This window comes from Mesorhizobium sp. M0633, assembly GCF_040320645.1.
Classification (GTDB): domain Bacteria; phylum Pseudomonadota; class Alphaproteobacteria; order Rhizobiales; family Rhizobiaceae; genus Mesorhizobium.
The window spans coordinates 42,320-68,634 of the sequence record NZ_JAMYQC010000020.1; the positions used below are offsets into that span (position 1 = coordinate 42,320).

At 62.0% G+C, this 26,315-nt stretch carries 25 protein-coding genes and 1 pseudogene; 13 read left to right on the top strand and 13 right to left on the bottom strand.

The features are described from left to right. Positions 1-50: 50 nt before the first annotated feature. Entirely contained in the window at positions 51-617 is a 567-nt protein-coding gene (locus tag NKI47_RS20730; protein ID WP_352593276.1) for a DUF6101 family protein, read from the top strand. A gap of 258 nt (positions 618-875) precedes the next feature. On the opposite strand, the gene ubiA is transcribed toward NKI47_RS20730, so the two are convergent. Further along, on the bottom strand, positions 876-1,859 hold the full coding sequence (gene ubiA / locus NKI47_RS20735) for a 4-hydroxybenzoate octaprenyltransferase (RefSeq protein ID WP_352593279.1): 984 nt from the start codon (positions 1,857-1,859) through the stop codon (positions 876-878). Between the two features lie 155 nt (positions 1,860-2,014). Between ubiA and purD the strand changes: the two genes are divergently transcribed. Continuing rightward, positions 2,015-3,292 carry a phosphoribosylamine--glycine ligase gene (gene purD / locus NKI47_RS20740; protein ID WP_352593281.1) on the top strand — a complete coding sequence of 426 codons (1,278 nt, stop codon included), beginning with the start codon at positions 2,015-2,017 and terminating at the stop codon, positions 3,290-3,292. 21 nt (positions 3,293-3,313) lie between these two features. Here purD and NKI47_RS20745 read toward each other — a convergent pair whose 3' ends face one another. The 3 genes from NKI47_RS20745 to NKI47_RS20755 all read right to left on the bottom strand — a co-directional run bounded on the left by NKI47_RS20745 (position 3,314) and on the right by NKI47_RS20755 (position 5,397). Further along, positions 3,314-4,414, bottom strand: coding sequence for a glycoside hydrolase family 25 protein (locus NKI47_RS20745; RefSeq protein WP_352593424.1), 1,101 nt, complete (start codon positions 4,412-4,414; stop codon positions 3,314-3,316). Positions 4,415-4,609: 195 nt separating this feature from the next. Continuing rightward, complete coding sequence (locus tag NKI47_RS20750; protein ID WP_352593284.1) at positions 4,610-5,113, bottom strand: GNAT family N-acetyltransferase; 504 nt, start codon at positions 5,111-5,113, stop codon at positions 4,610-4,612. After that, entirely contained in the window at positions 5,110-5,397 is a 288-nt protein-coding gene (locus NKI47_RS20755; protein WP_352593287.1) for a type II toxin-antitoxin system TacA family antitoxin, read from the bottom strand. Before NKI47_RS20755 ends, NKI47_RS20750 begins: the two co-directional genes overlap by 4 nt. Positions 5,398-5,608: 211 nt before the next feature. On the opposite strand from NKI47_RS20755, the gene NKI47_RS20760 reads away from it, so the two are divergent. Next, the gene (locus NKI47_RS20760; protein ID WP_352593289.1) at positions 5,609-7,366 is read left to right on the top strand and encodes an acyl-CoA dehydrogenase family protein; all 1,758 of its coding nucleotides are present in this window, start codon (positions 5,609-5,611) and stop codon (positions 7,364-7,366) included. Between the two features lie 59 nt (positions 7,367-7,425). Next, a complete protein-coding gene (locus NKI47_RS20765) occupies positions 7,426-8,178 on the top strand; it encodes a crotonase/enoyl-CoA hydratase family protein (protein ID WP_352593291.1) in 753 nt (250 codons plus the stop codon). Positions 8,179-8,250: 72 nt separating this feature from the next. Here NKI47_RS20765 and NKI47_RS20770 read toward each other — a convergent pair whose 3' ends face one another. From NKI47_RS20770 to pdxH, 3 genes are all read right to left on the bottom strand, one after another. Beyond that, positions 8,251-8,526 (bottom strand): hypothetical protein, encoded by a 276-nt coding sequence (locus NKI47_RS20770; RefSeq protein WP_352593294.1) that lies wholly within the window; start codon positions 8,524-8,526, stop codon positions 8,251-8,253. 282 nt (positions 8,527-8,808) lie between these two features. Further along, positions 8,809-9,939, bottom strand: coding sequence for an IS481 family transposase (locus tag NKI47_RS20775; protein WP_502898061.1), 1,131 nt, complete (start codon positions 9,937-9,939; stop codon positions 8,809-8,811). 275 nt (positions 9,940-10,214) lie between these two features. Further along, complete coding sequence (pdxH, locus tag NKI47_RS20780; RefSeq protein WP_352593300.1) at positions 10,215-10,832, bottom strand: pyridoxamine 5'-phosphate oxidase; 618 nt, start codon at positions 10,830-10,832, stop codon at positions 10,215-10,217. A 39-nt stretch (positions 10,833-10,871) separates the two neighbouring features. Here pdxH and NKI47_RS20785 point away from each other — a divergent pair, with 39 nt between their 5' ends. Further along, complete coding sequence (locus NKI47_RS20785; RefSeq protein WP_352593303.1) at positions 10,872-11,330, top strand: RT0821/Lpp0805 family surface protein; 459 nt, start codon at positions 10,872-10,874, stop codon at positions 11,328-11,330. Positions 11,331-11,430: 100 nt separating this feature from the next. Continuing rightward, positions 11,431-12,360: a DnaJ C-terminal domain-containing protein gene (locus NKI47_RS20790; protein WP_352593306.1), complete on the top strand. Its 930-nt coding sequence runs from the start codon at positions 11,431-11,433 to the stop codon at positions 12,358-12,360. Between the two features lie 81 nt (positions 12,361-12,441). Here NKI47_RS20790 and NKI47_RS20795 read toward each other — a convergent pair whose 3' ends face one another. The 3 genes from NKI47_RS20795 to NKI47_RS35180 form a co-directional block, all read right to left on the bottom strand. Next, entirely contained in the window at positions 12,442-13,344 is a 903-nt protein-coding gene (locus NKI47_RS20795; protein ID WP_352593308.1) for a DMT family transporter, read from the bottom strand. Positions 13,345-13,377: 33 nt separating this feature from the next. Continuing rightward, positions 13,378-14,106 carry a DUF6065 family protein gene (locus tag NKI47_RS20800; protein WP_352593310.1) on the bottom strand — a complete coding sequence of 243 codons (729 nt, stop codon included), beginning with the start codon at positions 14,104-14,106 and terminating at the stop codon, positions 13,378-13,380. A 270-nt stretch (positions 14,107-14,376) separates the two neighbouring features. Further along, a complete protein-coding gene (locus tag NKI47_RS35180) occupies positions 14,377-15,639 on the bottom strand; it encodes a tetratricopeptide repeat protein (protein ID WP_502898062.1) in 1,263 nt (420 codons plus the stop codon). Between the two features lie 101 nt (positions 15,640-15,740). Here NKI47_RS35180 and NKI47_RS20810 point away from each other — a divergent pair. Beyond that, positions 15,741-15,956: pseudogene (locus NKI47_RS20810) on the top strand (SDR family oxidoreductase); the annotation flags it as partial. Between the two features lie 177 nt (positions 15,957-16,133). Here NKI47_RS20810 and NKI47_RS20820 read toward each other — a convergent pair. Next, positions 16,134-17,309, bottom strand: coding sequence for a YcaO-like family protein (locus NKI47_RS20820; RefSeq protein WP_352593313.1), 1,176 nt, complete (start codon positions 17,307-17,309; stop codon positions 16,134-16,136). 233 nt (positions 17,310-17,542) lie between these two features. On the opposite strand from NKI47_RS20820, the gene NKI47_RS20825 reads away from it, so the two are divergent. Further along, a complete protein-coding gene (locus NKI47_RS20825) occupies positions 17,543-19,273 on the top strand; it encodes an adenylate/guanylate cyclase domain-containing protein (protein WP_352593316.1) in 1,731 nt (576 codons plus the stop codon). A gap of 10 nt (positions 19,274-19,283) precedes the next feature. Here NKI47_RS20825 and NKI47_RS20830 read toward each other — a convergent pair whose 3' ends face one another. After that, on the bottom strand, positions 19,284-19,862 hold the full coding sequence (locus NKI47_RS20830) for a hypothetical protein (protein ID WP_352593319.1): 579 nt from the start codon (positions 19,860-19,862) through the stop codon (positions 19,284-19,286). Positions 19,863-20,035: 173 nt separating this feature from the next. Between NKI47_RS20830 and NKI47_RS20835 the strand changes: the two genes are divergently transcribed. From NKI47_RS20835 to NKI47_RS20850, 4 genes are all read left to right on the top strand, one after another. After that, positions 20,036-21,403, top strand: a complete 1,368-nt coding sequence (locus tag NKI47_RS20835) for a S8 family serine peptidase (RefSeq protein ID WP_023674107.1) — start codon at positions 20,036-20,038, stop codon at positions 21,401-21,403. Next, positions 21,394-22,551 (top strand): DUF1501 domain-containing protein, encoded by a 1,158-nt coding sequence (locus tag NKI47_RS20840; RefSeq protein WP_352593322.1) that lies wholly within the window; start codon positions 21,394-21,396, stop codon positions 22,549-22,551. The genes NKI47_RS20835 and NKI47_RS20840 overlap by 10 nt, the downstream gene beginning before the upstream one ends. Before the next feature lie 525 nt (positions 22,552-23,076). Further along, positions 23,077-23,895 (top strand): enoyl-ACP reductase FabI, encoded by an 819-nt coding sequence (gene fabI / locus NKI47_RS20845; protein WP_352593325.1) that lies wholly within the window; start codon positions 23,077-23,079, stop codon positions 23,893-23,895. A gap of 31 nt (positions 23,896-23,926) precedes the next feature. After that, a complete protein-coding gene (locus NKI47_RS20850; RefSeq protein ID WP_352571394.1) occupies positions 23,927-24,514 on the top strand; it encodes a histidine phosphatase family protein in 588 nt (195 codons plus the stop codon). Positions 24,515-24,577: 63 nt separating this feature from the next. Here the strand turns inward: NKI47_RS20850 and NKI47_RS20855 are convergent, their stop codons facing one another. Continuing rightward, positions 24,578-24,841: a DUF1344 domain-containing protein gene (locus NKI47_RS20855; RefSeq protein ID WP_023716902.1), complete on the bottom strand. Its 264-nt coding sequence runs from the start codon at positions 24,839-24,841 to the stop codon at positions 24,578-24,580. Between the two features lie 275 nt (positions 24,842-25,116). On the opposite strand from NKI47_RS20855, the gene aroC reads away from it, so the two are divergent. Further along, positions 25,117-26,226, top strand: coding sequence for a chorismate synthase (aroC, locus tag NKI47_RS20860; RefSeq protein ID WP_352571393.1), 1,110 nt, complete (start codon positions 25,117-25,119; stop codon positions 26,224-26,226). Positions 26,227-26,315: the final 89 nt, after the last annotated feature.

A 26,315-nucleotide genomic window follows, 5' to 3' on the forward strand; every position in this document is an offset into this window, starting at 1 on the left:
CCCGGAGAACCGGAAACACCGGCTCTCAGGAGAAACAGGAAAGGCACGATATGAACACTGGACTGAAGCCAGTCTGGGCCGGGCGCAATATGCGCCTCGACCCATTCCGCCTGCCGCAAGTGGTGAGCTACGCCACGCGCGACGACTATGGCGACGTCACCTTCACCATCGACCAGCGCGGCGCGGTTATCCGCCGCACGCTGGAGATGAGCGGCGTGCCGGCGATCATCGCTCTGCCCGCCAACGCGTTTCGCGGCGTCGCCGCCCGCGCCATGGAGGATCCGGATGGCAATGTCACAGTGACGCTTGAGCTTCTGCACAATGACCCGACGCTGTCGGTGCCGCTGCTGGTCGCCGACGATCTCGACGACGTCGCCGCCGACTGGCGCGCCTGGGCCGACGCCTACCGCCTGCCGATGCTGCTGATCGAGGCCGACGGCATTGCCCGCACGCTGGAGGAATCGCTCGGCGCCGCCATCAAGGCGCTGCCGGCGCAGGACCGCCGCAAGGGTCGCGTCTCGACCATGCGCCGCCCGCGCTTTCTCGCCCGCCGCCGCGCCGGCGACCTCGGCCTCAGGCTGGTCATCGGCGGCGAGGAGCTTATTTCGCGGGAGTAGATTGAAATCAGCTTGCAAGTTGGCGCTGCCCCTCATCCGGCTGCCGCCACCTTCTCCCCGTATAGTGACGGTGAGAAGGGACACTGGCCGCAATTTCGGCACTCTTTCTGCAAACGCTTGAGATTGGCGAAATCCGTTGCGAAGGCGTGCTTCTCCCCGTCACTATACGGGGAGAAGTGCCCGGCAGGGCGATGAGGGGCGGCATAAGCAGTTGGAGAAAGGTCGATTCCGCAGCTGCCGAATCGATACCGCTGGCTCTTAAACCAGCGGCTTCAGCGCCACCCAGCCCGCGCCGCCGATCAGGCCGAGGAAGATCAGCCAGCCGACCTGGTTGTTCGATCTGAACAGCCTCAGGCACTGGTCCGGGTCGTCGATGTCGAGCACGGCGATCTGCCGCGCCATATGCGCGCCGGCGGCGATCAGCCCGGCCAGTGCAGGCACCGGTGCCTGCGCCGAGGCGAAGGCAATGGCGAAGCAAACCAGCGCTCCGCCATAAAGCCCGGCCAGCCAGGCCTTGGTGTTGTCGCCGAACAGGCGCGCCGTCGAGCGCACGCCGACGATGGCGTCGTCTTCCTTGTCCTGATGCGCATAGATCGTGTCGTAGCCGATCACCCACAGGATCGAGCCGATATAAAGCATGATTGCCGGCCCATCGAGATCGCCGAACTCGACCGCCCATCCCATCAGCGCTCCCCAGGAAAAGGCAAGGCCTAGAACGAGTTGCGGCCAATTGGTGTACCGCTTCATGAACGGGTAGACGGCGACGATGACCAGCGAACCGATGCCGAGCAAGACGGCGAAGCTGTTGAACTGCAAAAGCACGGCAAGGCCGACCAGTGCCTGCACGACAACAAACATCCAAGCCTGCCGGCGCGTGACCTTGCCGGCCGGCAGCGGCCGCGAGCGCGTGCGTTCCACCTGGTTGTCGATGTCCTCGTCGACCAAATCATTGTAGGTGCAGCCGGCGCCGCGCATGGCGAACGCGCCAAGAAAAAACAGCAGCAGATACCAAGGCGACGGCAGCAGAGAGAGAAGCGGGTCCGTCGGACGCGGATAGGCGCTCGCGGCAAGCGCAGCCGACCACCAGCATGGCCACAGCAGCAATTGCCAGCCGATCGGCCGGTCCCACCGGGCAAGCTGCGCATAGGGCCACAACCGCCGCGGCAGCACGCGATAGACCCAGTGGCCGCTCGGCGCATCGGCGACGCGGCCCTGGGCCGCTTTCGACTGGAGGGTTTCCATTTTGCTGGAGTGGCAGCAGAGGCGAATGCCGTCAAGCGTCAAGCAGCCCCGCACGCTCGCCACGCGCAATCGGCGCTTCGGCAGCCAAATGTCTTGACCCGTCGCGCGCGGCGCAATAGCGCAGTCCTGGTCTTGGAATGACGAGGAATCTGGGCATGCGTGTTTTGCTGATCGGCTCTGGCGGACGAGAGCATGCGCTGGCCTGGAAGATCGCGGCGTCGCCGCTGCTGACCAAACTCTACGCGGCGCCCGGCAATCCGGGCATCGGCCACGAAGCCGAACTGGTGAGGCTCGATACTGCCGATCACACGGCGGTGGCCCGGTTCTGCCGCGAGAATGAAATAGGCCTCGTCGTGGTCGGGCCGGAAGGGCCGCTGGTCGCCGGCATTGCCGACGACCTGCGCGCCGAGGGCATCCGCGTCTTCGGACCGTCAAAGGCAGCGGCACGGCTGGAAGGCTCGAAAGGTTTCACCAAGGACCTCTGCGCCAGATATGGCATCCCGACCGCCGCCTATGGCCGCTTCGACGATCTGGCTTCGGCCAGGACCTATGTCGAGAAGACGGGTGCGCCGATCGTCATCAAGGCCGACGGCCTCGCTGCCGGCAAGGGCGTCACCGTCGCCATGACGCTTGACGAGGCGCTGGCCGCGCTCGAGGCCTGTTTCGACGGCTCCTTCGGCCAGGCCGGGGCGGAAGTGGTGGTCGAGGAGTTTCTCGTCGGTGAAGAAGCAAGCTTCTTCTGCCTGTGCGACGGCACCACGGCGCTGCCCTTCGGTACCGCGCAGGACCACAAGCGCCTCAGTGACGGCGACACCGGCCCCAACACCGGCGGCATGGGCGCCTATTCGCCGGCGCCGGTGATGACGCCGGAAATGATCGACCGAACGATGCGCGAGATCGTCGAGCCGACCATGCGCGGCATGGCTGAAACAGGCGCGCCGTTTTCCGGCGTGCTGTTCGCCGGGCTGATGATCACTGACAGCGGGCCGAAGCTGATCGAATACAATACCCGTTTCGGCGACCCGGAATGCCAGGTGCTGATGATGCGGCTGAAGGACGATCTGCTCGTCCTGCTCAACGCCGCCGCCGACGGCCAGCTGGCGCATACTTCGGTGCGCTGGCGCGATGAGGCGGCGCTCACCGTGGTGATGGCAGCCAGGGGCTATCCCGGCACGCCTGAAAAGGGCTCGGTCATCCGCGGCGTCGAGGCGGCGGCAGGCGACGGCGTCGAGATCTTTCACGCCGGCACCGCCATCAACGGCGGCGCACTCGTCGCCAATGGCGGCCGCGTGCTCAACATCACGGCGACCGGCAGCACCGTCGGCGAGGCGCAGAAGAAGGCCTACGCCGCGCTCGACCGGATCGACTGGCCGCAAGGCTTTTGCCGCCGCGACATTGGCTGGCTGGCGGTGGCGCGCGAGCAGGCGAACTGATGCTTCGGGCGGCCTTCGGCCTCAGCGCAAGCCGTGGTCGAATTCAGTCGAGACGCTGCTGACCGCGTCGGCGGTGGAGACAAATCCTGGCACCGATGCCGCACGCTTTTCGTTTCGCGTCCAGGCGACATATTCGGCAATCCCGCGCGGAAGGCCCGGCGCCGCCTTCGCCGCAGGCATTTGAAAGCCGCTGCTGAACCTGGCCAGGCGCGCCCTGAATACCGCGACCATCTCCTCGAAGCTTGCTGGCGTCACGCTGGCGTAAGTGATGGTGCCGCCGGCGAGCCCCGCCTCGCGTGAGAGCGGCACCGGTATCGAGGTGAGATAATCCGGCTGCACGTCGATCAGGCCGCCGAACGGCCACTGCGCGCGCAATTCCGTGGCGTTCATCGGCGCGACGCTGACGTCGATATCGTTGGGTGTGCCCGCGACCCTGTAAGGGCAGCGGAACCGGCCGCAGTTTGCTCGCGCCGAAAACTGCCAGAGCGCATAACCCTGCCAGTTGCCCATCGGAAAATGCACGCCGATGTCTGGCTTGTAGCGCGCATACCACAGCGGCAGCCGGGACAGGAGCGGGTATTTATACTTGTTGTCGGCGATATGCCTGGCTGTCGTGCCGTTGGTGTAGAGCACTGGAAAGCGGCCAACCCGACGATGCACATGGCGCACGAATTCCTCGGCATCCTCGAGCGACATCCATTGGGTGGGGTCATCGTCCTCGATGTCGAGGGCAAGCAGGTCATCCGGCCCGGGTTTCACGAAATTGATGAAATTATTGGCCTGTCCCACGGGGTTGCCGGGGCGGGCGAGATGATAGGCACCCCATTTCAGGCCCAGCGCCTTGGCCACCACCTTGCGCGTCTGGAACAGTTCCTGTGCCATGGCATGGCGCTTCCAAAGCGTCTTGCACAGCCGCGTCTCGGTCTCGTCGCCGAAACAGAAATATGGTGGCGGCATTCCGTCGGATGCCTTGTTGATGAAGCCGACAAGACGCTTGTCGGCGGCTAGCCGGGTCCAGTCGATGGAATTGTATTCGTAGGCGTCGACGACCAGCGCCCGGTCGGCATCCTTCCAAGGTTCGGAGAAATCCGAGGCCTTTGCCGGCGTCAGCGCCAGGGTCATCGCGGCCGCGACGAGGAGAAGCGCTGAGCGGACAAGGGGGCGCGCCGGCGTTTTCAAACAGCACATCCTTGCTGGCCAAAGCCAAATCCTGAACCGCCATGGTTAAGGAAATGCTTCGGGTGCCGAGTGGGCGAGTTGGAGCGCTGGCGAAGCGATCCTTGGTGCTCCTCAAGAGCAAGGCGATGGTTGCGATTGTCAGCCAAATAGCTTCAACGCTGTTGCTATGGGCAGGAACAGTGATAGCGGGCGGCTCTGAAACGAGGTGAAGCCATGCCTGCGATAATACGCGACCGCCTGGTCACCCTTGGCATCGACAATCAACGGGAAGGCTGCTGGGGCAGCGCTAACGCTACGTCGTAGCGCATCCACGATCAGCGCCGACCCGACCCGCCGCCGCTGGTATCGGGCATCGACGGCCAGCCTGCCGACCAATATCGCGGGCAGAACCGGGTAGCGTGGCAGATGTTTTGTCTGTTCGTCAGGCAAGGACGCGATCGGTATGCTCGACGCCGCCAAAGTGTAATATCCGGCGATCGCGCCGACATCGCGATCCACGGCAACGAAGCAGTTGCCGACTCGGCGTTTGACATCCTGGCTGGCTTGCTCCCGTATATAGCGGTCGAGCGCCGACACCCCGCAGCTGAACGCCTTGCGATCATGCGATCCGCCGAGCGGTTCGATGATGATGGTGAAATTCACCGGGATTCGACGACAAGCCGTTTGTGGGCGTCGGCGGTTTTGCGCAGTGCTTCATTGGGCTCGGGCGGATTGAGAATCGCCTCCATCATGGCGCGCTGATCCTCGACGGAAATACGCATGATAGTGGTGTTCTCGATAGTACGCTGCGCCGCCTCTTGAGCGGCGGCGACCACGAAGTCGCTGACGCTGCGGCCCTGGATTTCGGCGGCACGTTTCACCACGTCCAGCATATCCGGCGAAATACGGGCTTCGAGACGGGCGGTGCGGGTCTGTTGGTTTGGCATTATCGTCATCCCTGATGCGCGGCTCTAAGTAATTTTGCATACGAGCCAGCAATTGCAAAATCCGCGTGACAAAGTTTGACGTTTACGTAAAAAGAAGATGGACAGGGAACTCCGAAAGCAGATGATTTTGCATCGGCACAGGTCTTAAGTAGACCTGCCAGACTGGGGAGGGCCAGACTGGAGAGGGCCGGACTAAGGAGGAGCGAGCGCCATGTATCGGGCACCGGTCGAGGAAATCGCCTTCACCCTGAAACATGTCGCCGGCTTGAAGCCGGCGCTCGATGCCGGCACCTTTGGCGAACTCGGCGAGGACCTTGTCGACGCCATTCTGGCCGAGGCCGGCCGCTTCGCCAGCGAGGAGGTGGCGCCGCTCTACACGGTCGGCGACCAGCACGGCGCGGTGCTCAACGGCGCTGCCGTCACTACCCCGCCCGGCTGGAAGGAACTTTATCCCCGCTGGATCGGCGGCGGCTGGAATGCGCTTTCCGCGCCGGAAGCGTATGGCGGCCAGGCGCTGCCGGCCATGCTCGGCGTCGCCGCGCTCGAAATGTGGAACTCCGCCTCGATGGCGTTCGGCATCGCCCCGACGCTGACCATGGCCGCGGTCGAAGCACTCGACAAGCATGGCTCGCAGGCGCTCAAGGCCAAATATCTGGAAAAACTGGTCTCCGGCGAATGGATGGGCACCATGAACCTGACCGAGCCGCAGGCAGGATCGGACCTGAATGCCTTGCGAACCCGCGCCGAACCGGCCGGCGACGGCACCTACCGCATCTTCGGGCAAAAGATATTCATCACCTATGGCGAGCACGATTTCACGGACAACATCATCCATCTGGTGCTGGCGCGGCTGCCGGACGCGCCGGCCGGTACGCGCGGCTTGTCTTTGTTCCTGGTGCCGAAATTCCTCGTCAGCGACGATGGCGCGCTGGGCGCACGCAACGACGTCTTCTGCTCCGGGCTGGAGCACAAACTGGGCATCCACGCTTCGCCGACCTGCACCATGATCTATGGCGATGGCTTCGAAGGTGCTACGCCCGGCGCGATCGGCTGGCTGGTCGGCGAGGAGAACAAGGGCCTCGCCTGCATGTTCACCATGATGAACAATGCGCGCCTTGCCGTCGGCATGCAGGGCGTCGCGGTCGCCGAGGCGGCGACGCAGAAGGCGCTCGCCTATGCAAACGACCGCCGGCAAGGCAAAGCGGCGAGCTATCGCGGTGCCGGCATGGCGCCGATCGTGCATCACCCCGACATCCAGCGTAGTCTTCTGACCATGAAAGCGCTGACCCAGATTGCCCGTGCCATCTGCTATTCCTGCGCCCACGCCATCGATCTCGCGTCACAGAGCGAAGATGCAAAGCACTGGCAGGAGCGCGCCAATCTGTTGACGCCGCTGGCCAAGGCCTTTTCGACCGATGTCGGCGTCGAGGTCGCCTCGCTTGGGCTGCAGGTGCATGGCGGCATGGGGTTCATCGAGGAGACAGGCGCCGCAGCACTTTATCGCGACGCGCGCATCGCGCCCATTTACGAAGGCACCAATGGCATCCAGGCGATCGATCTGGTGACACGCAAGCTGCCGCTCGGCGGCGGCCGGCATGTGCATGGCTACATCGCCGAACTCAAGGCCGTCGCCGATGCGGTGCGAGCGTCGAACCTTGAAGGCTTCGGCCGCACCGCCGATCGCCTTGACCAGGCGCTCGACGACCTGTCACAGGCGAGCCGATTCCTGCAAGACCTGCAAGCCGAAGGCCGATCGGACGAGGCGCTGGCCGGCGCCACACCCTATCTCAGGCTGATCTCGCTTGCCGCAGGCGGCGCCTATCTGGCGCGCGGCGCGCTTGCCGACCAAAACCGCATCGCGCTTTGCCGGTTCTTCGCCGAGAACCTGCTTGGCGAAGTGGGCGCGCTGAAGGAGCGCGTCGTCGGCGGCGCCGACAGCCTTGCCGTTGCCGGCAAGGCGCTGATTTAAGCCTGACGTTCGCACGCGCCGATATTCACAAAGGCCCGAAATTCACAAAGGACCAATCCGTGACAGACCACATCCTCGTCGAACGCCAGGGCGCCATCCAGATCATCCGCATCAACCGTCCGGACAAGAAGAACGCCTTGACCCGCGCCATGTACGCGACGATGTCGGCGGCTCTTGCCGGCGGCGACGCGGATCCGGCGATCCGCGTCCATGTCTTTCTCGGCGTGCCCGGTGCCTTCTCGTCCGGTAACGACCTTGCCGATTTCATGGTCTTCGCCGCGGGCGGCGAAGGCGGTACCGAGGTCTGGGATTTCCTGATGGCGCTGGCCAAGGTGGAAAAGCCGATGGTTTCCGGCGTCGACGGCGTTGCGGTCGGTATCGGCACCACGCTCAACCTGCATTGCGACCTGACCTTCGCCACGCCGCGCACAATATTCCGGACGCCCTTCGTCGATCTCGGCCTTGTGCCGGAGGCCGGTTCGAGCCTGCTCGCGCCGCAGATCCTCGGCCGCCAAGGCGCCTTCGCGCTGCTTGGCCTCGGCGAGGGCTTTTCGGCCGAGAGGGCGAAGGCCGCCGGGCTGATCTACGAGGTGGTCGAGGAGAGGGAACTCGAAGCATCGGTATTGGCGGCGGCGGGCCAGATCGCCGTCAAGCCGCCGCAAGCGCTGAAGATCGCGCGCGACCTGATGCGCGGCTCGCGCGACGCCCTTGTCGAGCGCATCGGCCAGGAAAGCCAGCATTTCCGCGAGCGGCTCAAATCCGACGAGGCCCGCGCAGCCTTGACGGCCTTCATGACCAGGAAGAAGGCCTAGACCTTCTGGCCTTGTCTCGCATCGTGGACCCGCCGGCAGCAACCGGCGGGTTTTCTTGCCATGATCTCTTTGTCACATCGCCATTTTTTTACATTCGGCCTGGGCCTTTGCCGAAGACGTGTCGATCATGAATGTCTTGCCTTTGGCGTCGGTCATCAACATCATGCAATGCTTGATCGGTTTCGCCATTTTCATCATTTCGGCGCTCATCTTCGCGTCGGGCATCATGGTGCCCATATGCCCATCGGGCATGATCGCCATGACCTCCCCACCCTTCATCACCGTCATTGTCCCCATCGCGTCCTCCGCAAAGGCTTGCCAAGCGAAAAGGCAGGCAAGACCGGCCATCGTGACCAACCTGAGTGAATGCATTGCTTCCTCCTGAATTTGCGCCAGCGGCGCGTTGAGCCCTTTCCTGGTTCGTTCCTGCAAGCTGGAACGTTTCACGCACACGAGATCGTGATAATGGGAATTGGAAATCCGGCAGAAGCGGCCCGGCCTTGGCCGCCTTCATGACCAGGAAGAAGGGCTGAAAAATGGGCGCCGGTGCGGAAGCTGCCGATCTCCACCCTGTTTGGACCGGGGACATCGCGAACAGGTGTGCGAGGACATCGCGAACAGTTTCCCACCTTATCTTTTGCTTGCGTTGAGGTCGATGGTTTCTATTTTCTGGTGCCTGAACCAGGCGTCGAAGAGGCCGTCCTTGGCGGTCGGACGGAAGGCAACGGATTTTCCGGCGAAGGCTCTGCACAGGCGCATTTTGCGGCCGAGAATAGAGACGAAGCCATGCTGCTGAACGCGTCGGATAAGATCGTCCTTGGCGTATTCGAACGGCTCGACCGTTTCGCGATACTGACGCTGCGAAGCCCGGTAGCGGTCGAGCGGCACGCCGCCGTCCAGCGCGTCGTGGGGACGCTGGACGTTGTAGACATGGCGCCAGCGATCGAAGGCATCCTGAGCCTTGGCGAGATCGGCGAAGGGTGGCCCCTGCAGCGCCTCGGCCTTGAGCGAGCGATGGAAGCGCTCGTCCTTGCCCAGCGTCTGCGGATGGCAAGGCCTGGAGTGGCTGACGGCGACGCTGGTTTCGATCAGCCAGACGGTGAGCAGCGTGAAGTTGTTGCGGCCACCATCGCCCCATGGCGGGCCATTGTCGGTGGCGATGCGCCACGGCAGACCGTAGCGCCGGAAGGCCGCGATCAGGCGCGTTTGCACGGTTTGGGTAGTCTGGTCGGGGCAAGCTTCCAGCACCAGCGAGAACCGCGAATGATTGTCGAGCACGGTCAGCGGATGCAGCCGGCCGGCGCGCAACGGCACATGGCCCTTGAAGTCCATCTGCCACAGGTCGTTGGGTGCGGCATGCTCGAAGCGGATGAACGCTTTGGCGCCGCCACCGAGCGCACCCAGCTCGACGCCGTTGCGGCGCAGGATGCCCGTCACCGTCGAAGCGGCCGGATGGCCAAGCCCCTGGCGCGAAAGCACCCGCGCGATCTTGCGCCCGCCCCACGCCGGATGCGCCGTGCGCACCGAAAGCGCCGCCGCTTCGACCTCCGGGGCGCTGCGCCGTGGGCTCGAGCGCGGCTGGCGCGAGCGCTCCACAAGCCCGGCTTCGCCTTCCGCTCGATAGCGCGCGAGCAACTTGTGAGCCAACGTTCGGCCGATCCCGAAGCGACGACACAACGCGCTCACATTCGCCCCCGCCGCGCTCGCCAACATGACGAATTCCAGTTTCTGTTTCATCGCGCTGTTGTCCCCGAATGGCATCCCGAACCCCCTCGCGCAAAACGCGCAAAACTGTTCGCGATGTCCTCGCACACCTGTTCGCGATGTCTCCGGTCCAAACACCCTTGTGGGGGAGATGTCCGGCAGGACAGATGGGGGCGCCGTAGAGCACTACCCTTTGGTTCAGCCTGCGAGCCACTGAGAACGGGCGCAAGGGCGCGATTTCGATCAATTGACAGGCTGGCGCGAAGCGCCCCCCCTCTGCCCTGCCGGGCATGTCCCCACAAGGGGAGAGATCGGCGCTCCACCGTCGTGCCCTACGGATAAAGCCTCACCTTGTCCCAGCCGCCCTCGACATTGCGCGAAAACACGACACGGTCGTGCAGCCGGAACGGACGGTCGTGCCAGAACTCGATGGTCTGCGGCACGATGCGGAAGCCTGACCAGTGTTTTGGCCGCGGGATGTCGCCGATCGCATGGCGCGCCGTGTATTCGGCGACCGCCTTTTCCAGCGCGAAGCGGCTCTCCAGCGGCCGCGACTGTTTGGAGGCCCAGGCGCCGATGCGGCTGCCGCGCGGACGCGTCGCGTAATAGGCGTCGGCTTCGGCGTCGGTGACGATCTCCACCGGGCCGCGCGCTCGCACCTGCCGGCGCAGCGATTTCCAGTGGAAGCACATCGCCGCTTTCATGCTGCCAAGAATCTCACGGCCCTTGGCGCTCTCGAAGTTCGTGTAGAAGACAAAGCCGCCCTCGTCGAAGCCCTTAAGCAGCACCATACGGACATTCGGCATGCCTTCGGCATCAACGGTCGCCAGCGCCACGCTGTTGGGGTCGTTGATCTCGCTCTTCGTCGCGTCGTCGAGCCACGCCGCAAAGAGCCGGAACGGCTCCGCCGCCTCGGTAAAGTCACCGCTTGTTAACCCGGTTTCGCTCATAGTTTTCCCAAATTTGTCGCCGGCTGGGGAGATTGCCGATTGTCGCGTATCGCGCAAGCTTTTGACAGTGGGCAATGGAGCGTTATTGCTTCGGCCAGCGCCAAAGCCATGATCGTGACAATCATCCTGCCGCTTGTCGCCTGTGGCGGCGGCTTCAGCCTGGAGCAGGCGGAGGTCGACCGCTCGATACTGACCTCGAGCACGCCGGCCTCAGTCACGCCGCTCGATCAGGACCGCGCCTCCGATCAGGCCACGATCCGCAATGCCGTGTCCTCCGCCGACGTCGAGCAACTGGCCGGGCAGGCCGTTCCCTGGGCGAATGCCGACACCGGCTCGCGCGGCTCCATCACCGAGCTTGCGGAATTCAGGGCTAACGGCGAGACATGTCGTCGCTTCACCGCATCGCGCGAAAGCTTCGACGGCGTTGCGCTGTTCAAAGGCGAAATATGCCTGGCCGGCGGCAGCATCTGGCGCATACAGGACTTCAAGGCGCTCTGATTTTCCGCCGGCGACATGGCGGTAAGCCACTGGAATTCCTTCCTATGCGAGCGCATATAGGAGGCGATTATGGACTCACTCCTTCTCCAGGGCAGTAAGCATGCGCGACCCCTATGAGGTGCTGGGCGTTGCCAAGAACGCATCGGCCAAGGACATAAAATCCGCATACCGGAAGCTCGCCAAGAAGTATCATCCGGACCAGAATCCGGATGATCCCAAGGCGAAGGACCGTTTTGCCGCCGCCAACCAGGCTTACGAGATCGTCGGCGACGAGAAGAACCGGGCGGCATTCGATCGCGGCGAGATCGACGCCGATGGCAAACAGCGTTTCCAGGGTTTCGAAGGCGCGGCTGGCGGCGCCGATCCTTTCGCCGGTTTCCGCCGGCAGCAAGGGCCGGGCGGCGCGCATTTCGAATTCCGCACGGGGCGTCCCGGCGGCGATCCGTTCGACGGCAACAGCGACATCTTCAGCCAGATCTTCGGCGATGCTTTCACCCAGCAGCGCGGCGCCGGCACCGGCGGCCGCCGTCAGGCCCCGACCGCCGCAGATCTCAACGTGACGCTGGACGTCACCATCGAGGAAGCCGCCACCGCCGAGAAGGTGACGGCGATGTTCCCCGACGGCCGCAAGATGGCGGTCAAGTTGCCGGCCTATGTCGAGGACGGCCAGACCATCCGGTTGAAAGGCCAGGGTGAGCAAGGACCGGGGCAGCCGGGCGATGCGCTGGTTAAAATCCGTTTCCGCCGGCACCCGCGCTACCGCGTCGAGGGCCGCGACCTGCATGTCGACCTGCCGGTGGAACTGGCCGATGCGGTGCATGGCGCCAAGGTGGCGGTCGAAACCCCGACCGGCAGGATTGCGGTCAATGTTCCCCCTTGGTCGAGCTCGGACAAGGTTCTGCGGCTGAAGGGCAGGGGCCTGCCGGAAAAGGCCAGCGGTCACGGCGATCTCTACGCACACGTGCGGCTGATGCTGCCGGAAGGCGGCGACGCCGAGCTCGAGGCGCTGATGCGCCGGCGAAAGGGCTGACGGTCGAAAAGGCCGGCGCCGCGGGGCGTACTCAACCTGTGGGACATTGTCATGGATCTCCAATATATTACAGGGATCGGACTATGTTCTGCGGACAGTGAGGAGGCCGGCCCCGCAAATAATCGCGGCGCCCACGACGGTGGTAATGTGCGGCACCTCAGAGAAGAATACAAAACCCCAGAGCGGCGCCCAAAGAATGGCGCTATATTCGAACACCGACACCCTAGCGGCTCGCGCGAGCCGGTAAGCTTGGGATATTAGCGTCATCCCCACTGAGAAGATAACCCCACATGCCGCCATTAGGAGAAAGTCGCGTAAACTGGGAACCGTCCATGGCCGAGTGAGGAAGTCAAGGCTCGGGTGGTTTCTGTGGCTGAAATCGCCTACGCGGAATAGTATTGCCAACAACGGGGCTATGAGAATGAAGGCGAGGTTCTGGTAGAACGTTATTACCTGCGCGCTATCGCTGTCGCCGAGCTTGCGAGCCAGCACTTGGGCAGTGCTGTAGAGGCCCGCTGATAGTAGCATCAGCAGCGCGGCCCATTCGAAAAGAGCTTCGCCTGGGCGAAGTATGATGACGACACCGACAAGGCCAGCGACAAGGGCAGCAAGAGTTGGCCAAGTAAGGCTCTCGCCGAGCACCAGGATGGCCAAACCGGCGATCATCAGCGGCGCGACGAAGGACAATGCAACGGCGTCTGCCAGCGGCAGCGCGGCGACCGCCATGTAGTAGCAAAGATATGCCCCGAAGGCGGTTACCGCGCGAACTATGAGCAAGATCATTCTCGGTGAGCGCAGCGACGTCGTTCCAGTCGACGCCCACACAAGGAAAGACAGGATGGGCAAGGCGACTACCGCCCGGATCGTCATAGCTTGCGTGACCGGATAAGTTCCGGACAAGAATTTTAGAACCAAGTCCTGAATCGAGAATAGGAAGATTCCCAAACACAGGCAGCCAATTGCTTGTGGAGATCTGCTCCGCATCTATGTCCGCCAGCCAGCTATCGACAGTGCAAATTATGTCACGGAGCCTCGCCCACGCGTCATGCGGCGGTACGAACCTGGGTTCTCGGAATTTCTTCGCCTGAAGGTCTGTTCCATGGAGTCTAGGTACGAAGCTGGGAATCCATTGTCGATATCTGAAACCCGTACAACGTCGTTCCGTCGCATCTGATGGTATGTCTTCGGAAACGGGACGATTTGCAGAATCGGGCAATGCCTACGAAAAGCAATAGGAAAGTCCGCCTTCACAATCTCGATATTTGTGAAGAGGGGGCCAGCCCACCAGTCAGTTTCTACGATGCCCTCAACAATGCGAAATGCGTTTGAGGAGGTTTGATTGATCGGCGAACGGATCCACAAGCTATCGCCCGGTTCGGTGCGGCAAAAATAACCAGTCCAAATCTGCAGTATTCCCCGCTCAGGAAAAGCCTCAATAAAAACTGGCATAGCAATACTAAGCCTATCAGGGAAATACTTCAACCACAAATCTGCAAAACCAGGCAAGAAAATATGATCAACAACTACCCAAGTATCTTCACCCTCAAACTGGATCAGTGTTTGGGCGCCATCCCATATCAAATTAAAGTCAGTCGGCGGATAAAGCAGCCATCCAACAGAGTTAGCGACTAAGTAGGGTTCGCAAAATTGGTGTGCCCTTGCTGGTATCTCCCCGTTGATTGTTATTGAAGGTTGCGCGGGAAACGGAGCTTCGGGCCAAACTCGATAGAATTCAACTTGGCCCATCGTCGATCCTCACAGGGGACCATAAACCAAGTGGTCGGCAATCTATGTCGACCACCTGGGGTTCATACAACACTTGAGACTAGCGGGTTTTACGGCAGCCGGATTTGCGGCCTCCAACTTGCCCATAACGAGTACCCTTGCTCGTCAAAGAGGGAACACTACTCGAGATTACAATCTTCATAACCTGGCCCTTCCCTTATGCTTCAAAAACGTTGCAGCCGCACGCTTGCACTACGTCGTACAGCTGTCAAGGTCTCGCTTGTGTTTCTCTTACTCCTTCTTGTCAAGAATGGATAGTAGAGGGATGTAATGACGTGCTGTCTGCCGGCGATTTGAACGGTTGCAATTGGGCAATACCAACAGTCGCGAAGAATGACGACGTGAGCCCCGTCGTGAATTCCGATGGTGTGACAGTCCGGGGTCGAGCGAGGAGCCTGACCCAGGCGTCGCAGCGGCATTGATGGTGGCGTCGTAGCTGTCGAAGATGCGGTTTTTGTGCACATCGAACATGGAAGTGGCGTGCCAGCCGGCGCGATCGAGCAGCAGCAAGTGGTGCGCCGGACAGATTGCGGCGAACAGTTTGGTGCTCTCGCAGCGTTGGTCCAAGGGCCAACGCGTGGCGCGCCTCGCCCATTGCCGGACCAAGTCGTTCTTCTTGCCGATGCGGGCTTCGTACTGGAACCAGATTTCGACCCGCGTGGCTCTTCGGCGTTCAAAGTTGCCAAAATGCATCACGTGGCATCGATGCAGTAGCGATACAGGGGCGGTCCGCCCAGCGCGCGTGTGTATCGCATCCTCATAGCCACGCTTTACCTCGCCGAGGTAGCCGAGCGTCAAGGCACGCATGTCCCAGCAAATGGCTTGCAGCGGGTTAGCGGCTATCGCTCGATCGGCGAGTTCCAGTGCCTGTGCGTATTCACGAAAAACGAACGAATGGGCATGAGCGGCCAACGCCAGGGTGATAGGATTGAAGGGGGCCACTTCGACGGCGCGACTGGCGCATTCCCGAACCTGATCGTGAAAGGTGCCCGAGCGGCCGACCCGTCTCTCGCCAAAGCGGGTGACAAACACAAACAGCTGCCACCCCAGATACGTGCTACGCGGGTCTAGCTCATATGCTTCGGCGAGCATGCGCTCCGCCGAATCCAGGTCCGTATCGCGCATGCGGAATACCTGTCGCAGCGCTGTCAATGCAAGCCGAGACGCCCGGTGTCGGGGCTCGTCGCGGATGGACTTAGGATCGAGAACGAATTCGAGGATCGAAAACACGATCTGATTGACCAACGACATCAGCTTCAGGCTCGCCGGGCCAGTCAGGTCGGCCGGCTCGAGAAAATCCGTATGCGACCACAAGAGCCGGCTGTCACCGGGCGCAATTAATGCAAATGTCAGGCCCACTCTGTCGCCCACCACCGTTGCCCTGGTTTGCAACAGCCAGTCTGGTAGCGCAGTGTCAGGCGCTTGGGTCAGCGGTCCCTGCGCTTGAAAATCCACGACGTCGACCACTTCGAAATTCAGGATCGATCGAACCACCAGATCCAGGACAAGGTCGCTGACGGCCCTGTCAGCGGAGCCCTCCGTCCACCTGGCAACGCGAACCAGGCCCAAGCATAGCCGCGACGAGTTCAGAAGTGAGGCGTGTCGAGCCGCTCGCGGCGGAACTGGGCGCGCATGTCGCCGGCCATTGTGATGTGACCGACCCGGCCAGCCTCGATGCGGTGTTCGCCGACATCGCCAGCCATTGGGGCAAGCTCGATTTCCTCGTCCACGCTATCGCCTTTTCCGACAAGGACGAGCTGACCGGCCGCTATGTCGAGACGACGCGCGACAATTTCCTGCGTACCATGGATAGCCGGCGGTCACGGCGACCTCCACGCACACGTGCGGCTGATGCTGCCGGAAGGCGGCGACGCCGAGCTCGAGGCGCTGATGCGCCGGCGAAAGGGCTGACGGTCGAAAAGGCCGGCGCTTGATGTCGTATGTGAAAAGCGGGCACTCCGGGGTGGGCATGCCCGCGACCATACGAATCACAATGGAAAGGGAACCTCGTTGATGGCCTGGGAAACTGATGGCTTCAAACCTAGGCGCACAGGAACATCATAGAGCCTGCCGCCGCCCAACCGGGGCTTGGTAGGACGAAGTCCAGGTACAAACACTCGTGCAACAGGCGATTCGGCGTTGTGCGTCAGGTTGACCGCGAAGATCTCAAGTTCCTGCTCGTGGCAGATGTCGAGGCAATAGTTCCAATCCAGTCGCAACTCGGCCGACGAGGCCTGAACTGCTGAATTGCCGGAAAGGTGAGGAAGGCGATGAATGTTCTCGTCCATGTGCCACCGATAGAGGTGCAGCGCGCCGGGGGTGAAGGCCGCCGTGCCGGACGTATCGGCATTCCGTTTGAGCAGGGTAAGGTTCGCCTCACATTCTGCAAGTTCCCCCACCGCGCGCCGGGCCGCCTCCGACATGGATCGTCCGGCCGCGAATCCGAACGCAATCGCGCCACCCCCAACGTGATGAGAAATTGCAGCGACAATGGGGATGGGCAGGTCAAGCGTCAGGAGCAGAAGCCGCAATTCGCGGTTCTGCGTCAGCAGCCAATCGGCGTACTGGGACGCCAGTCCATCCGACAGCGAAGTCAGGTCTATCCGAGGCAGAACCAGCCGATTGTACCACCAAATGGCTGTTGCATCGCGCTCCACGACTTCGCAGAAGCCGCGCACGACCGCGTCCTCTATGCTCGATCCCCTCGCAAGACCATTGGAGTCCGCCGGGGGCAGACCTGATGACTCATCGTTGGGATACCCGAGAAAGCACAATCCCGCAGGCACCCAGGCCTCGCTCGTGCTGAAGCGCGGATCGCTCCGGATCCAGTCCAGCGGCTGCGACCTGCGCCAGCGGATCGGGACCGCGCGGCTATCATCGACGTTTTTGTTCCAATGCAGCCGCTCGCAATACTGCGCATCACTGAAAAGTGTGAGTGCAGGCGGCTCGATCACGCGCCCGCGCAATTCGCCGGCGCGGGCGCGTGAGAGTCGCTCATGAGGGATCATCTGGGCGAAATAGGTTTCATCGGCCTCATACCCGCAGGCGGTTACCGCCTCCTGGGTGGTGTTGCCCCACCCTGACACAAAACGAGAAGGTCTGGCCCCTCGGACGGGACCGACCGCGACCGTGATCGGGCATCTGAGCGTGGGATCGGTGATCACGATGGGGCCGTAAACCAGGCTTGACCCGCCGGCCCCTGCCTCGGACGCCCGCCGCTCCGGCAATATGGACCCCTCACCCAAGCACGGCCCTCACATGTTCAATCCTCTACAGTATCGGCACCAATTGCTCATTCGCACGCTGACACGCACTGGAGTATGATGCAAACTCCTGCGAGACGCTTTGATATCGTCAAGCCGACGTCGAACATAAATATAACCCGCCGAGGGAGATAATGAACGCGGGCGACAGCAATCTTCAGCGACGTCTGACGGCTATCCTGGCTGCTGACATGGTCGGTTACTCGTCGCTGATGGCCCGCGACGAAGAGCGCACCTTCGCGCTCGTCAAACATCTCATGCAGGACGAAATAGAGCCTAGGATCACGCAGCACCGGGGACGGGTTGTGAGAACGACCGGAGACGGGATGCTCGCCGAGTTTCCAAGCGCTTTCGGAGCCGTGCAGTCAGCAGTGGAAGTCCAGGAACTGCTTGTCGGCCAGTCTTCGGGGAAGGCCAGCCAGGAAATTTTTCTCCGGATTGGGATCAACTTCGGTGATATTATTGTCGATACCGATGGCGATGTGTTTGGAGATACCGTCAACATAGCCGCGCGCCTGGAACAGTTCGCCAGCCCGGGCGGTATCTGCCTTTCCGGAAAGGTACACGACGAAGTTCGCGACAAATTTAATCTTCCGTTTGAATATTGCGGCGAACAGCATCTCAAGAACATTCCACGCCCGATTCCCGTATACTCGTTATTCCAAAAGCCCAAAGGGCTGCCACCTGCATCGACTGCGCAGGTGGCTGGTCCGAGCAAGCCCTCCATCCTCGTTCGCCCGTTCAAGAGCGCGGGCGACGTCCAACCCTATTTCAGTGGCGGCTTCACCGAAGACATCGTCACGGAACTGACGCGCTTTACTCAGCTTACGGTTGCGTCCCATTATACGTCGACGCGGCTCAAGGATGTGGACCTGGTCGCGGATAACGGCGTGGATTTCGTCATCGAAGGCGGCATCCGCCGCATGGGCCGGCGAATGCGCATTACATGCGAGCTGGTCGACGCAACCTCGGGTGAGTGCTTGTGGGCCGAGCGCTACGACGGGGACGAGCAGGACATCTTCGATGTCCAGGACGAACTGATCGGGAAGATCGTCGGGACCGTTATCGGCCGTCTTACGGCCGCAGGCGCCGAGAAGGCGCGGCGTAAACCACCTGCCAATCTCGCGGCCTATGAGTGCGTGCTCCGGGGCAATGCCCTGCCCCTGGGCGACATCGCGGCCGAAATGGAGGCTCGACAGTGGTATCAGCGAGCGATCGAGCTCGATCCATCCTACGGGCGCGCGTACGCCAAGCTCGCCCACTATAAGCAGCTTGAATGGTTTCGCGACATGGGGCCGTCGGATGCGGTGCTTGCCGAGGCTTATGACATCGCCAAAAAAGCGGTGGCGCTTTCCCCCAATGATCCAGTCTGCCTGAACATACTGGGCTGGGTGCTCCTCCACCGTCGTGATTTCGACGTCGCATCTCAGCTATACACACGCGCGCTCGAACTCAATCCGCACGATCCCGAGCAGGTCTCCTATCAAGGGACTTATCAAACATTTGCCGGCGAGCCCCAAAGTGCCTTGGACTGGTTCGAACGGGCGCGAGTGCTCGATCCCCTGTACGAGCCTTCATGGTATTGGCCGTTCCGCGGTGTTGCCCATTTCATTGCCCACCGTCCGGATAAGGCAGTTGTCGATCTGGGCCGCTCGTCCACCATGCCGACCTGGGTTAAGGTCTATCTGGCTGCAGCGAACGCCCTGCTTGGCCGAAGCCAAGAGGCGAAGAGCTACACGTTTCTGGTTCTGCGTGGCGCACCGGAGTTCTCCGGGCGGCGGTTCGCCACCAAGGAACCCTACAAGCTGGACGGAGACCGTAACACGCTGCTCAACGGTATGCGGGAAGCGGGATTGCCCGAGTAGGGACTGGCGACTACCTGCAGCCGAAGAGCACGGCCGTGGCGAGCTCGTCATGGTAGTGCCTGCCCTGGGCGTATTTGTGATAGTCGTGGAGATAATCGATCAGATCGCTGCGGGTCAGGACCCCCCTCGGCACCTGGGGCACCACCACGTTGATCAAGTTCGGTTCGTCCACGTGAACTTCGACAGACACTCCCGTTTCCACGATGTCTTCCAGCACCAATTTGAGATCACGCTTCAGGTCCGCATAGGCGGCAGCATTCGGGATCGCGTCGCCCCCGTCGAGAGGGTCATCCTCGTATTTTATGGGCTGACCATTCAGATCTTCTATCGTCAGCGTCTGCGAATGTGGCGCTGTTCCGGCGGCGGCGGTCCGGACCCTGATGTTGCCGATGGCACGGCCTGCTTCCGGCCGAAGTCTGATAGTATCACCGACGGCGAAAATCTGCCGATCAATGGTAATTGTTAGGGGATCTGTTGAATCCATGGACAAGATACGTGACGAGGCCGGCAAAAGCTTGAGCCAGGCCCCTACGATCGCTGCGCCGATCTCTTGGACTTGCCGACCTGGCTTCAATTCTGCCCTGGGCATCGCCGAGGCTCCCCTCCGAGGTCAATGCAAATAGCCTAAACGCATTTTGCATCTGTCGCAAGCAATGCGCAGGCGGCATGCTCGCATCGACTCGATGTTTTCATGGACAGAAAGCCGTATTGGGAGCATTCTGATCCTCGCGGTATCAGTAACGACAGCCGGAGGGTGTACGAATGATACTTGCTCAACTTCGTGTGCTGTTGCTCGGCTGTCTCCTCGCCGTTGTCGGAACAGCGAGACCGGAAGCGTCAGGCGAGGAGGGCTTCACCGACAGCGGTGACATCGAAAAGACTTTCATCGTCGACATCGCCAGGGCGGCGGAGTTACGCAAGGATATCGGCGCGCTAAACAAGTTCATCGCAGGCAAGGGCAAGCTGGAAGCGGTGGACATGCCGGATATCGGTATCAGCATCGTGACGGGGACCTTTTCCGAGAGCGAGATCGAAGAGCTGCGCTCCAGGGGATATGAGGAGCCGGATCCTTTCGTGGTGAACCTGTTCGATGGTGCCACCTGCGAGGGGCCGGAACTCCTGGGCATCTCGCCGACTGCGGATGTTGTCCCTCCCAGCGTCTGCAGGGTCGTCGGGTCACCACAGCCGGTGGCTTCAGGATCGCCCACCGTATGGATCATCGACAGCGGAGTGGATTGGAGCGTTGTCACCGCCGGGCTCCTCAAGGTTCAGGAAGCCATCGATTGCACGAGCAGCCCATGCCAGACCGTGTCGAGCCTCGACGACACGGTAGGGCACGGGACGATGGTGGCAGCAGTTATCGGCGGAAAGCGTGTCAAGCAGGGCGACCAGTATATAGGTCTGGTTGGTGTCAGCCCCGACGCCCCGCTCAAGATCGTAAAGGCCTTCAGTAAGCTGAAGACCGAAATTTTCGGCCCGCCTCTTCTCGCGCTTCGCCATGTTCGGGACAACGCGGTCGCTGGGGATATTCTGAACTTGAGTTGGGGTGCATTATATCTGGAGAGCACCAGACGCGGAAGCACGTTGCAAGATCTTAAATTTCTCGACGCCCTTCTTTATCAGATCGCCGACCGTCAGGTGCGCGTTGTGGTAGCTGCGGGCAACCCCCGGGAAGACGAAGAGGGCCCTTGGGTACAGTCTTATTTCCCGGCCAATGCGGCGACTTATTTTTCGCCTGTGACGACAGGAAACAAGGTGGGAGCGATATACAGCGCTTCGGCTTCCAACAGCGAATATATTCAGGTGGCAACTCCTGGGAAATGCCAAGGCATCAGCAACGCCTGGTGCGACACGCTATGGCGCGGGGGGGCGTTCGGCGCGTCCTATGCCGAACCGGGCGTCAATGTCCTGTCACTGTGGAAGAGCCGAAAGAACGGCAAGCTCCGGAGGAACATCTGTTCGGGCACATCTTTCGCAGCCCCGGCACTTGCCGGCCTTTTGGTTCGCAACGCGCAGCCGACGAACAAGGCTCTGACAACGGGAAGTCTTAGCCCGAATACGGATCTGCTAGGGTATATGACCGCGGGTACGCCGGTGAACCCAAGTTCGGACGAGCCTAAATGCAACTGACCCGAAGGGCAGCGCTGCAAGGTTTGGCCTTGGCGTCCGCGTTCGGTAGCGTGCGTCTGGCCGGTGCCTCGCTTGTGGACGAAGATCCTCGCCTTCTGCTCGTCCACGTGCGTGGCGGACTCGATGCACTAGCTGCCGTGCCGCCCTACGGCGATCCGCATTTTGCCTCGGTGCGCGGGCCCCTCGTGCCTTTCCCGAACTCTGGCGTCGCCGAGATGCTCAAGCTCGACGGGCTCTTCGCGCTTCATCCGGCGCTCGGGTCTCTCCTGCCCCACTACTCGTGCGGCGAGTTGCTCATCGTGCCCGCGACCGCCATTCCGGATGCGGGCCGGTCCCACGCGACCGCCCAGGCGGCGCTGTTCGACGGCGATATTGACGGCGGCAGCGCCGGATGGCTCGACCGGGCTTCGTCTGTACTGTCGCGCCGGCAGAAGGCGGTGTGGCGGGCCAGACCGGCCGATCGATCGATGGACATGCTGGCCCATCTTGCGCTGGCCAATCCTCGGCTCGACCTCGTCCGCCTCTACGCCGAGGGCACTTGGCCGTCCGGCGCAAAGGGCAGCGAAAGCCTGCTGGAACAACATGCCGCATGCGACGCGGCTCGCTTCGGCGACGCGGCCAGGAGCGCGGCGCTTGCCCTGTCAGCTACGGGCGGACCGCGGATCGCGATGCTCGAGGTGGCCGGCTTCGACACGCATGTGGCGCAGGGAGCGGACTTCGGAAGGCTGGCGCGGAGTTTGAATGGGCTGGCGCGGGGCCTCATTGCATTTGCCCAAGCGTCCGGGCCTGCCTGGAACAGGACGGCGGTGCTGGTGGTCACGGAGTTCGGCCGTTCCGTGGTGCCCAACACCGACGGCGGCACTGATCACGGCGTCGCGAGTGTCACCTTGTTAATGGGTGGCGCCGTTGCCGGCGGGCGAGTAGGCAATCGCTGGCCCGGTCTTGCTCGAGACCTGCTTCATGGCGGAACAGACTTGGCTGCTACGACGGACGTACGATCGATCATACAGGGCGTGCTGACGGAACACCTGCGTCTTCCTGACCGAGCAATGGCTGAAATTTTCCCAGGCGCTGCCGGGATACCGGCGGTGCGTGGACTGTTTATCGGGAGCCGTTGTCCAGGCGGAGGTCGACTGGCTTCGATGTGATCTCCAGCGCGGTTTAGCTTCTTATCCGCGTTTTCGTCGGCTACGGGACGCATCGGACTGCAATAGGCGACGCCTATCTTAAGTGGCCGCTTCTAAGAAGCTTCCGGAATCACGGCTATTGTGAAGGGTTTCGAATGCCGGCCCCCGGCGCGGTCGCCTATAATGTCCGGTTTAAGGCAATGGCCGAGCTAACTTGAATGGCCGAGATGAGGCGCAAAGCGATCGTCCACGGCCCAAAGTATGGAAGTCGGCTCGGGGTCATGAGCGTGACTTCGGCCACTGGCCAACGAACTTCCGCCAAAGGGTCATCTTCCGCCGTGCCACACCGATCCTGGCGTCGGATTTTTCCACTGGTCCACGACTGCAAGGTCAAAGCGCTACAGCGTCCTTTGCGCGCCCAAAGGGCGCGCGGCTCTGTAGACCATCGGCTTTGTCCCCGAACTGTCCGCTTTGAACGCTTGAAGGGGCACTGTGGCTGTGCGATAGGCACTTCACAAAGCAGAGAACCTTGCGGAGAGCGCTGACATGGCGGGTGAACGGGGCCTTATGGCCGGCAAGCGCGGCCTTATCCTTGGCATCGCCAACAATCGCTCGATTGCTTACGGCATCGCCAAGGCCTGTGTCGACCACGGCGCCGAGATCGCGCTGACCTATCAGGGCGAGGCGTTCAAGAAACGTGTCGAGCCGCTTGCGGCGGAACTGGGCGCGCATGTCGCGGGCCATTGTGATGTGACCGACCCGGCCAGCCTCGATGCGGTGTTCGCCGATATCGCCAGCCATTGGGGCAAGCTCGATTTCCTCGTCCACGCCATCGCCTTTTCCGACAAGGACGAGCTGACCGGCCGCTATGTCGAGACGACGCGCGATAATTTCCTGCGTACCATGGATATTTCGGTCTATTCCTTCACGACCATCGCCAAACGTGCCGAGGCGCTGATGACCGACGGCGGCTCGCTGCTGACGCTGACCTATTACGGTGCGGAAAAGGTGATGCCGCACTACAACGTCATGGGTGTCGCCAAGGCGGCACTCGAAGCCAGCGTGCGCTATCTGGCCGTCGACCTCGGCGCCAAGAAGATCCGTGTCAACGCGATCTCCGCCGGCCCGATCAAGACGCTTGCCGCATCCGGCATCGGCGATTTCCGCTATATCCTGAAATGGAACGAATACAATTCGCCGTTGAAGCAGACGGTCACGCAGGAGGAGGTTGGCGATTCCGGCGTCTATTTCCTGTCCGACCTTTCGCGCGGCGTCACCGGCGAGATCCATCATGTCGATTCCGGCTATCATGTCGTCGGCATGAAGGCGGTCGACGCGCCGGATATTTCGACGGTCAAGGACTGACGCCACCGCCTGACCTCTTCCGGAAGACCTGATGTACCCGCTCGTCTATATCGTGCGCCACGGCCAGACGGCGTGGAACGCCGAGGCCCGGCTGCAGGGGCAGGCCGATACCGACCTCAACGAGCTTGGCCGCGAGCAGGCTAGCCGCAACGGGCGCAGGCTGGCCGAACTCATCGACAAGCCCGAAGATTTCGACTTTGTCGCCAGCCCGATGCGGCGCACGCGCGAGACGATGGAGCGCCTGCGCGCGGCGATGAAGCTCGATCCGCACGCCTATCGTACCGAGCCGCTACTCGTAGAATTGAGCTTTGGCGACTGGCAGGGTTTCACCTTTGCCGAACTCGAGGCGAACGATCCCGGTTCGACCAGGCACCGCCGCCTCGATAAATGGAATTTCCAGCCGCCCGGCGAAGGCGCCGAAAGCTACCAGATGCTGCTCGAACGGGTGAAGCCGTGGTTCGACGCGCTCGATCGCCAGACGGTCTGCCTGACCCATGGTGGCGTCATGCGCGTAATGTTCCGCTTCGTGCTGGGGATGTCCGAACAAGATGCGGTCAGCATGGAAGTGCCGCAGGACCGCGTGCTCAGGCTGGACGGCCGGCGCCTGGAGTGGCTTTGAGACCGATGACGTAGCGTATGTTGAGATCAGGTCGGGCCGGCATCAGCTGAATATCGACGCGTCCTACTCGGTCGATCCGGTGTCCGGCAGTTCCATGTCGGTGACGACGTTCTCGCCATTCGTCACGTCGTAGGCGAGGACGATGTCCATGCCTGGCTTCAGCGCATCGAGGTCGGTTTCGGCGTTCAGCTTGTAGGACTTGCCGTCGTCCAGCGTCAGCGTCAGCGCATCCTTGTCGACCTTCTTGATCAGGCCTTCGGTCTGGCCGGCGAAGGCGGCGGTGGAAATCAACAGCGTGGCGGCAACAGCGCCAATCAGGATACGCATCATCGTCCTCTTTAATCATTGCCGGTACAGCGGCTCGGTCCAACGGAACGGAACTGAGCAGAAACCAATCGAATGTGTCAAAACTAAATCCGCGGGATCACAGTTTGACCACTGTGGAAAACGCCAATAGAAGGCAGGCTACAACGCCGCGCGTCCTCCTGGACGCGGAAGGGACGCTGTAGCACTTTTGATTTTGTGCATGATCCTTGCCGAAAATCGCTCCGATTTTCGGGGTCATGCGCTGAGCCGGCTCCGACGCCGGCAGGGCTGGTTCCATGTCGCACAACACGTTCGGCCATCTTTTCCGCGTCACCACCTGGGGCGAAAGCCATGGGCCGGCGCTGGGCTGCGTCGTCGACGGCTGTCCGCCAGGCATCCGCTTCACTCGCGACGAGATCCAGGCCGAACTCGACAAGCGCCGCCCCGGCCAGTCACGTTTTGTGACGCAACGTCGCGAACCGGACGAGGTGAAGGTCCTGTCCGGCTTCATCCTCGATGAGGACGGTGAGACGATGATCACCACCGGCACGCCGGTGTCGATGCTGATCGACAATGTCGACCAGCGCTCCAAGGACTATGGCGACATCGCCCGCCAGTTCCGGCCGGGCCATGCCGACTACACTTACGAGGTCAAATACGGCCTGCGCGATTACCGCGGCGGCGGCCGCTCCTCGGCGCGTGAGACGGCGGCGCGGGTGGCGGCCGGGGCGCTTGCCCGCAAGGTCGTGCCCGGCATGGTGGTGCGCGGCGCGCTGGTGTCGATGGGCGATAAATCGATCGATCGCGCCAATTGGAACTGGAATTTCGTCGGCGACGCTGAAAACCCGTTCTTCACGCCTGATCCGGCGTCCGTCGCCGTCTTCACCAAATATCTGGACGGCATCCGCAAGGCGGGCTCCTCGGTCGGTGCGGTCATTGAGATCGTCGCCGATGGCGTTCCGGCGGGGCTTGGCGCGCCGATCTATGCCAAGCTCGACCAGGACATCGCCGCCGGCCTGATGTCGATCAACGCCGTCAAGGGCGTCGAGATCGGCAACGGTTTCGGGGCCGCCCGCATCACCGGCGAGGAGAATGCCGATGAGATGCGCATGGGCAATGACGGCAACCCGGTCTTCCTGTCCAACAATGCCGGCGGCATCCTCGGCGGCATCTCGACCGGCCAGGCGATCGTCGCGCGTTTCGCGGTCAAGCCGACCTCGTCGATCTTGACGCCGCGAAAGTCTATCGACAAGGACGGCAACGACGTCGAGATCATGACCAAGGGCCGCCACGATCCATGCGTCGGCATCCGCGCCGTGCCGATCGGCGAGGCGATGGTTGCCTGCGCCATTGCCGATCATTATCTGCGTCATCGGGGACAGACAGGTAGGGGAGTAGGGCAGTAGGGCAGTATGTTTATGTTAATGCCCGCCAGGCAGCCATTTTCGCTTTCCCCTACTGCCGTACTGCCCTATTCCCCTACTCCCTGCGAGCG

Coding starts and splice junctions, on each gene's coding strand:
- NKI47_RS20730 (WP_352593276.1), top strand. CDS start 51: ATGAACACTGGACTGAAGCCAGTCTGGGCCGGGCGCAATATGCGCCTC.
- ubiA (WP_352593279.1), bottom strand. CDS start 1,859: ATGGAAACCCTCCAGTCGAAAGCGGCCCAGGGCCGCGTCGCCGATGCG.
- purD (WP_352593281.1), top strand. CDS start 2,015: ATGCGTGTTTTGCTGATCGGCTCTGGCGGACGAGAGCATGCGCTGGCC.
- NKI47_RS20745 (WP_352593424.1), bottom strand. CDS start 4,414: ATGACCCTGGCGCTGACGCCGGCAAAGGCCTCGGATTTCTCCGAACCT.
- NKI47_RS20755 (WP_352593287.1), bottom strand. CDS start 5,397: ATGCCAAACCAACAGACCCGCACCGCCCGTCTCGAAGCCCGTATTTCG.
- NKI47_RS20760 (WP_352593289.1), top strand. CDS start 5,609: ATGTATCGGGCACCGGTCGAGGAAATCGCCTTCACCCTGAAACATGTC.
- NKI47_RS20770 (WP_352593294.1), bottom strand. CDS start 8,526: ATGGCCGGTCTTGCCTGCCTTTTCGCTTGGCAAGCCTTTGCGGAGGAC.
- NKI47_RS20775 (WP_502898061.1), bottom strand. CDS start 9,939: ATGCCATTCGGGGACAACAGCGCGATGAAACAGAAACTGGAATTCGTC.
- pdxH (WP_352593300.1), bottom strand. CDS start 10,832: ATGAGCGAAACCGGGTTAACAAGCGGTGACTTTACCGAGGCGGCGGAG.
- NKI47_RS20790 (WP_352593306.1), top strand. CDS start 11,431: ATGCGCGACCCCTATGAGGTGCTGGGCGTTGCCAAGAACGCATCGGCC.
- NKI47_RS20795 (WP_352593308.1), bottom strand. CDS start 13,344: ATGCGGAGCAGATCTCCACAAGCAATTGGCTGCCTGTGTTTGGGAATC.
- NKI47_RS20800 (WP_352593310.1), bottom strand. CDS start 14,106: ATGGGCCAAGTTGAATTCTATCGAGTTTGGCCCGAAGCTCCGTTTCCC.
- NKI47_RS20825 (WP_352593316.1), top strand. CDS start 17,543: ATGAACGCGGGCGACAGCAATCTTCAGCGACGTCTGACGGCTATCCTG.
- NKI47_RS20830 (WP_352593319.1), bottom strand. CDS start 19,862: ATGCCCAGGGCAGAATTGAAGCCAGGTCGGCAAGTCCAAGAGATCGGC.
- NKI47_RS20835 (WP_023674107.1), top strand. CDS start 20,036: ATGATACTTGCTCAACTTCGTGTGCTGTTGCTCGGCTGTCTCCTCGCC.
- NKI47_RS20840 (WP_352593322.1), top strand. CDS start 21,394: ATGCAACTGACCCGAAGGGCAGCGCTGCAAGGTTTGGCCTTGGCGTCC.
- fabI (WP_352593325.1), top strand. CDS start 23,077: ATGGCGGGTGAACGGGGCCTTATGGCCGGCAAGCGCGGCCTTATCCTT.
- NKI47_RS20850 (WP_352571394.1), top strand. CDS start 23,927: ATGTACCCGCTCGTCTATATCGTGCGCCACGGCCAGACGGCGTGGAAC.
- NKI47_RS20855 (WP_023716902.1), bottom strand. CDS start 24,841: ATGCGTATCCTGATTGGCGCTGTTGCCGCCACGCTGTTGATTTCCACC.
- aroC (WP_352571393.1), top strand. CDS start 25,117: ATGTCGCACAACACGTTCGGCCATCTTTTCCGCGTCACCACCTGGGGC.